At 59.5% G+C, this 6,154-nt stretch carries 6 protein-coding genes; 5 read left to right on the forward strand and 1 reads right to left on the reverse strand.

The features are described from left to right. Nucleotides 1-84 precede the first annotated feature (84 nt). Complete coding sequence (locus QMX93_RS29240; RefSeq protein ID WP_282359043.1) at nucleotides 85-336, reverse strand: transmembrane sensor/regulator PpyR; 252 nt, start codon at nucleotides 334-336, stop codon at nucleotides 85-87. A gap of 289 nt (nucleotides 337-625) precedes the next feature. Here QMX93_RS29240 and QMX93_RS29245 point away from each other — a divergent pair, with 289 nt between their 5' ends. The 5 genes from QMX93_RS29245 (at nucleotide 626) to QMX93_RS29265 (ending at nucleotide 6,084) form a co-directional block, all read left to right on the forward strand. Beyond that, nucleotides 626-1,150 carry a sigma-70 family RNA polymerase sigma factor gene (locus tag QMX93_RS29245; RefSeq protein ID WP_159815664.1) on the forward strand — a complete coding sequence of 175 codons (525 nt, stop codon included), beginning with the start codon at nucleotides 626-628 and terminating at the stop codon, nucleotides 1,148-1,150. Next, on the forward strand, nucleotides 1,143-2,120 hold the full coding sequence (locus QMX93_RS29250; RefSeq protein ID WP_282359047.1) for a FecR domain-containing protein: 978 nt from the start codon (nucleotides 1,143-1,145) through the stop codon (nucleotides 2,118-2,120). Before QMX93_RS29245 ends, QMX93_RS29250 begins: the two co-directional genes overlap by 8 nt. A gap of 87 nt (nucleotides 2,121-2,207) precedes the next feature. After that, nucleotides 2,208-4,619 (forward strand): TonB-dependent receptor, encoded by a 2,412-nt coding sequence (locus tag QMX93_RS29255; protein WP_282359048.1) that lies wholly within the window; start codon nucleotides 2,208-2,210, stop codon nucleotides 4,617-4,619. Between the two features lie 92 nt (nucleotides 4,620-4,711). Beyond that, entirely contained in the window at nucleotides 4,712-5,215 is a 504-nt protein-coding gene (locus QMX93_RS29260; protein ID WP_282359049.1) for a VOC family protein, read from the forward strand. Between the two features lie 35 nt (nucleotides 5,216-5,250). Next, a complete protein-coding gene (locus QMX93_RS29265) occupies nucleotides 5,251-6,084 on the forward strand; it encodes an AraC family transcriptional regulator (RefSeq protein ID WP_282359050.1) in 834 nt (277 codons plus the stop codon). Nucleotides 6,085-6,154: the final 70 nt, after the last annotated feature.

A 6,154-nucleotide genomic window follows, 5' to 3' on the forward strand; every position in this document is an offset into this window, starting at 1 on the left:
GCTTGCTCGCGAAGGCGTCGGCACAGCTTGAGCCTGTGTTGCTTGATACGCCGCCTTCGCGAGCAAGCTCGGCTCCTACAAGGGTTACGCGGTTTGCAGGATCAATTGCGGGCCGCGCAGACGATACTGCGCCAACAAACGCATGACGTAGCCGATTTTGATCAGGGTCGGGCCGAGGATGGTCAGCGCGTGCATCGCCACCAGCAGCGCAATCGCCATGTGGCCGTCATATAAGTACGCGCCGTAGATCCCGGCCAACAACATGACCAGACCGGCAACAAGGACTTTGCTCGACAGGTGCAGAACGTTCAGCGGGCTTTCGAAGAAAGTGAGCATGGTGGCGGTCTCCTGAGCTGTTCAGTTTTGTACCTTGACCACTTCAAGTCTCGTGCCAGTTTTATAATTCAACAAAATCAGCCACCTGAAAAAATCAGAGTCAAATTGACACAAAACAATAAAAGTCTTTTTGACTCGAACGTTTGTCATTAAGACTACATTCACCTCAAGCCATCAACACCGTCGCCTAAAAGCAAACCAATATCATTTGCGCGACCTGCGTCCTTTTGCTTTAATCGCGACCCATTCCTATTTAGACCCGCAACGGTCACTCTGGACGCTTGCTCTGATGACGGTCGCCGACACCTCACTCGTGCAGAATCTCTACCTCAGCCATCACCGCTGGCTGCACGAGCTATTGCGTCGGCGCCTGAGCAACGCAATGGATGCCGCCGACCTTGCGCATGACACTTTCATCCGCGTGCTCAAGCGTCCGCAAACCTTCAACGGCGAAGTCCACGAACGCTCTTATCTGGCGACCATTGCCCGCGGCTTGTGCGTCGATCACTGGCGCCGTCGGCAACTGGAACAGACCTGGCTGGAAACCCTCGCCAATCGCCCGCCGGCCCTGCAGCCCTCGCCCGAGCAACAGGCGATCATCGTCGAGACGCTGCTGGAAGTGGACGCCATGCTGCAGCGCCTGCCGCAGCGGGTCAGCGACGCGTTCATCCTCGCGCAATTGCACGGCATGCCCTACAAACTGATCGCCGAACAGATCGGCGTCAGCGAGCGGATGATCAAGAAATATCTGGCGCAGGCAATGATGCATTGCGCCATTCTTGAAGCCGAACTCGATGGTCTGCTGATTGAATAACGCCACGCAAACACTCAGCCACGCCAGCCTCGAACAAGCGGCGCACTGGTACGTGCAATTGCATGACGAGCCGGTCGCCGAGCAAGAACATCTGCGCTGGCAGGCCTGGCTCGCACAGAGCCCCGAGCATCAGGCCGCCTGGCGTTATATCGAACGGGTCGGCCAGCGTTTTGCGCCGTTGCAGCAAGAGACCGAAGCCGTCAGCCACACCTTGCGCAACAGCGCGCGCACGTCGATCAGCCGTCGTCAGTCGCTCAAAGGTTTGTTGATTTTGGCCGCGACCGGCATCGCCGGATGGGCGATCGAGCGCAACACGCCGCTGATGGATTCAGTCGAGCGATTGACCGCCGACCTCTCGACCGGCACCGGCGAAACCCGCGAAGCGACGTTGAGCGACGGCAGCCGCATCTGGCTCAACGCCTTGAGTGCCTTGAACGTGCGTTTCGATGCGCACCAGCGCCTGCTGCAACTGCGTGCCGGCGAAGTGCTGATCGACACCGCCAAAGACCTCGGCCGAGCCTTTTGGGTCGAGACCGAACATGGCCGCATGCGTGCGCTGGGCACGCGTTTCAGCGTACGGCAGAACGAGCACAACACCGTACTGAATGTCTACGAAGGCGCGGTCGAAGCCACTAACCGTCAGGGCAAAACCGCCGTAATTCAGGCCGGCCAGCAAATCAACTTCAGCACTGAACGCATGAACATCGCCAGCGCTGCCGATCCCTCTCGCGAAGCCTGGCGCCGGGGTGTGTTGCTGGCCGATAACCTGCCGCTGGGCAAGTTGATCGAGGAGCTCAGCCGCTATCGAGCGGGGCATCTGCATTGCAATCCGGTCGTGGCCGCGCTGCCGGTGATGGGTTCATTCCCGCTCAAGGACACCGATCAAGCCTTGCGCCTGCTGGAGGCAGCGCTGCCGATCCGCATCAACAAAACCTTCGATTGGTGGGTCAGCGTCGGGCCGAAAGCCTGAGAATTTTTTCATATCGCGGTTCCCTTTTGGCGGGTTCATTCGGTTAACCACTAGCCCCCTCATTTCGTTGATTGCCCCGGGAACTCCATGTTGCGCTCTACCCTCGCCCGCACCCGTTTCGCCCTGGCCTTGGCGTCTGCCATGCCGGCGATGTGTGCGTTAGCGGAGGGGCAGATTCAGCATTATTCGGTTGCGCCCGGTTCGTTGGTCACAGTGCTCAACCGCTTCGCCGAACAAAGCGGCGTGTTTATCGCCGGGCACAATGACCTTGCAGCAGACAAGCGCAGCCCCGGCCTCAGCGGTGACTACACGCCACAACAGGCGGTGCAAATCCTACTCAAGGACAGCGGCCTGCAAGCCCAGCCGCAAACGGACGGCGGTTATGTTTTGCGCAGCGCAGCCATTGCAAATCCGTTGCAACTGGACGCCACCACCATTAATGGAAAAAACCTCGGCGCGATCACCGAGGACACCCACGCCTACACCACCGGCGTCAGCGCATCCGCCACCGGACTGGCGCTGTCGCTGCGCGAAACCCCGCAATCGGTGACCGTGATCACCCGCCAGCAAATCGATGACCAAGGCGCCAACGGCATCGCCGATGTGCTGCGCCGCGCGCCGGGGATCAGCGTGCAGAACTACGACAGCGAGCGCTGGGAGTTCTCCAGCCGTGGCGCACCGATCACCAATTTCCAGTACGACGGCGTTAATACCGACTACGACGGCGTCTACGATTACGGCACCACCAGCACCGACATGGCGACCTTCGACCGCGTCGAAATCATCAAGGGCGCGACGGGCTTGATGACCGGTTCCGGCGACCCTTCGGCCACGGTGAACCTGATCCGCAAACGCCCGACGCAAGCCTTCAAAGCCGCGCTCAGCGGCAGCGTCGGGTCGTGGGACAACTACCGCAGCGAAGCCGATATCTCCGGCGCTCTGAACAGCAACCTGCGTGCACGCTTTGTCGGCGTTCATCAGGAGCGCAGCACCCACGCCGATCACTACCAGAACACCAAGGACATCGCCTACGCCATCGTCGAAGCCGATCTCAGTCCGGACACTCTGCTGACCTTCGGTTTCGACCAGCAAAACACTCGCTCACGCGGCGCGAGCTGGACGGGCTTTCCGATGTTCTACAGCGATGGTTCACGGACGAATTTCTCTCGCTCGTTCAACCCGGCCACTGACTGGAGCCGTCGCGATTTCACCAATCAGACTGTGTTCGCTTCCGTCGCCCGACAACTGCAAAACGACTGGACGCTGAAACTCAGTTACGACCGCAAACACCGCGAGCACGACACCCTGCTCGGCTCGGCCAGCGGCGGTAATCCAGATCCGGTGACCGGCGATGGCATGTTCCTCTACATGGGCAAATTCAAGGGCAACGAGGTGCAGGACAACGTCGATCTCAACCTCGGTGGGCCGTTCTCGTTGTTCGGTCGCGAGCATCAGATGATCGTCGGTTTCATGTCGATGAACACTCGCCAGAACAACCCGGTGTACGGCTCGGTTTATCCGCCGCTGGACGGCAGTATCTTCGACTGGCACGGCGAGTTCGCCAAACCCGATATCCCGCATATCGGCATTGACGACATCAGCCAGCGCCAGACCGGCGCGTACGTCTCGACCCGCTTCAAGGCCAGCGACGATCTGGCGCTGATCCTCGGCGGACGCGTCAGTGATTTCACCGCCAGCGACCACCTCGACTACAGCCACCCTGCCACGGCCGATGTGCGCGATGGCTACCGCCAGACCGGCGTGGTCACGCCTTACGCCGGCGCGGTCTACGACCTCAACGCGACCTACTCGCTGTACACCAGTTACACGCGCATTTATCAGCCGCAACTGAGCAAGGACGCCGCGCGCCAAGTGCTCGACCCGGTGCAAGGCGACAGCTATGAAGCGGGGATAAAAGCCGAGTATTTCGACGGTCGGATCAACGCCAGTTTTGCCGTGTTTCGCATCGAGCAGGACAACGTCGCCGAGCAGGTCAGCGGCTTCGACACGCAGGCTGTTTATCGCGCGGTGCAAGGCGCGACCACCAAAGGTTTCGAGTTCGAACTGGCTGGCGAAGTCGCCGACGGCTGGAACCTCTCCGCCGGTTACGCCTACAACCACACCCGCGATGCCAAAGGCGATCCGGTCTATGCCTCGATCCTGCAAACCACCGCGCCGGAGCAGTTAGTCCGCCTGTTCAGCAGCTATCGCCTGCCCGGTGTCTGGCAAAACCTGACCCTGGGCGGCGGCATCAGTTGGCAGAGCGAATTCTTCGGCAACGTGTTCCAGCCCGGTGCAGATCAGAACGTGCGCATTACTCAGGACAGTTATTACCTGGTCGACGCGATGGCGCGCTACGGCTTCAACGAACATTTGAGCACCACGCTCAATGTGAAAAACCTCTTCGACAAAACCTACTACACCGGCCTCGGCAACTTCGGCACCGGCTTCTACGGCGAACCGCGCAGCCTGCAACTGGCGGCGCGCTGGGATTTTTGACGCCGCGACTTGTCGATCTACGGCACTGCCATTCGACCAAGGACTGTCTACGCTGAAAGTCCAGCGTGTCTAACCTGCCGAGGATGACTGCCATGCAACGCTTTCAAAAAATCACGCCGTGCCTGTGGTTCGACGATCAGGCCGAAGCGGCGGCGAAGTTCTACTGCTCGATCTTCGATCACGCGAAAATCACCGGCCTGACCCACTACAGCAAGGTCGGTCAGGAATTTCACGGCAAGCCGGAAGGCGCGGTGATGACCGTCAGTTTTGAGCTCGATGGCCATACGTTTACCGGGCTGAATGGCGGGCCGATGTTCACGTTCAATGAAGCGATTTCGTTTCAGGTCAATTGTCAGAATCAGGAGGAAGTCGACCATTTCTGGGGCCAACTGTCTGCGGGCGGCCCGGTCGAAGCGCAGCAATGCGGCTGGCTCAAGGACAAGTTCGGCGTCTCGTGGCAAATCGTCCCGGTGGCGTTCATGCAGATGATGCTGGACGCCGACACCAGCAAGTCGCAGCGGGCCATGCAGGCGATGTTCAAAATGAAAAAACTCGACATTGCCGAACTGGAACGGGCCTTTGCCGGCCAGAGCTAATACACTCGGGCACTGGCCTGCCGGGAATAACCACAATGAAACACGCTGCCGCCAAAAACCCTGAAAAAGCCCCGCGTTTCTGGCGCGACGACGCCCTGCCCTTTATCGAAGCACGGGCCATCGCCGATGGTCGCGAAGTCTGTTACGCCCGGCATTCCCATGCGCACTTTTCCATCGGCGCGATCACTGCCGGGCGCAGTACTTATGTGCATGAGCAGGCGCAATTCGAGGTCGCGGCGGGCACGGTGGTGTTGATGAATCCGGGCGACGTGCATGCCTGCAATCCGATTGATGATCAGCCGTGGTCGTACGTGATGCTGTACGTCGAGACGCCGTGGCTGACGGATTTGCAGCATCAGTTGGGGTTTGGTGAGGATCTGGAATTTCGCCGGTTTGCCGCCACGCACTTGCAGGATGCGGCGCTGTTTCGCGGCTTGATGGCGCTGTACGAAGTGTTGGTCGACGATCAGCAGGATGTGCTGCGTAAACAGAGCACGGCGGTGGAGTTTTTCAGTGATCTGCAGCTGCGTCTGAATCCGGCCGGGCAAGCGTTGCGCGAGCCGAATTTCAAACTGGAACGGGCGGCGGATTTTATTCGTGAGCACTGCAGGGAACTGCTCAGCCTTGAGGATATTTGCGCGGCGGCGCAGTTGTCACCGTCGTATTTGATCCGCGCGTTCAAGCAGCATTACGGCATGACACCGCATGCGTTTTTGGTCAATCAGCGCATCCAGTTCGCCCGCGAGCGTTTACGTGGTGGGCAGTTGATTGCCGATGTGGCGCTGGAGGCTGGGTTTGCTGATCAAGCGCATTTTCAGCGCGCGTTCAAACAACACCTGGCCGCAACCCCCGGCCAGTATCGTGGCTGACCGCGATCCAATGTAGGAGTGAGCCTGCTCGCGATAGAGGTGTGTCAGCCACACATTTTTTACTGAAAGA

The sequence above is a fragment of the Pseudomonas sp. PS01303 genome, assembly GCF_029959385.1.
In the GTDB taxonomy this organism is placed as follows: domain Bacteria; phylum Pseudomonadota; class Gammaproteobacteria; order Pseudomonadales; family Pseudomonadaceae; genus Aquipseudomonas; species Aquipseudomonas rustica.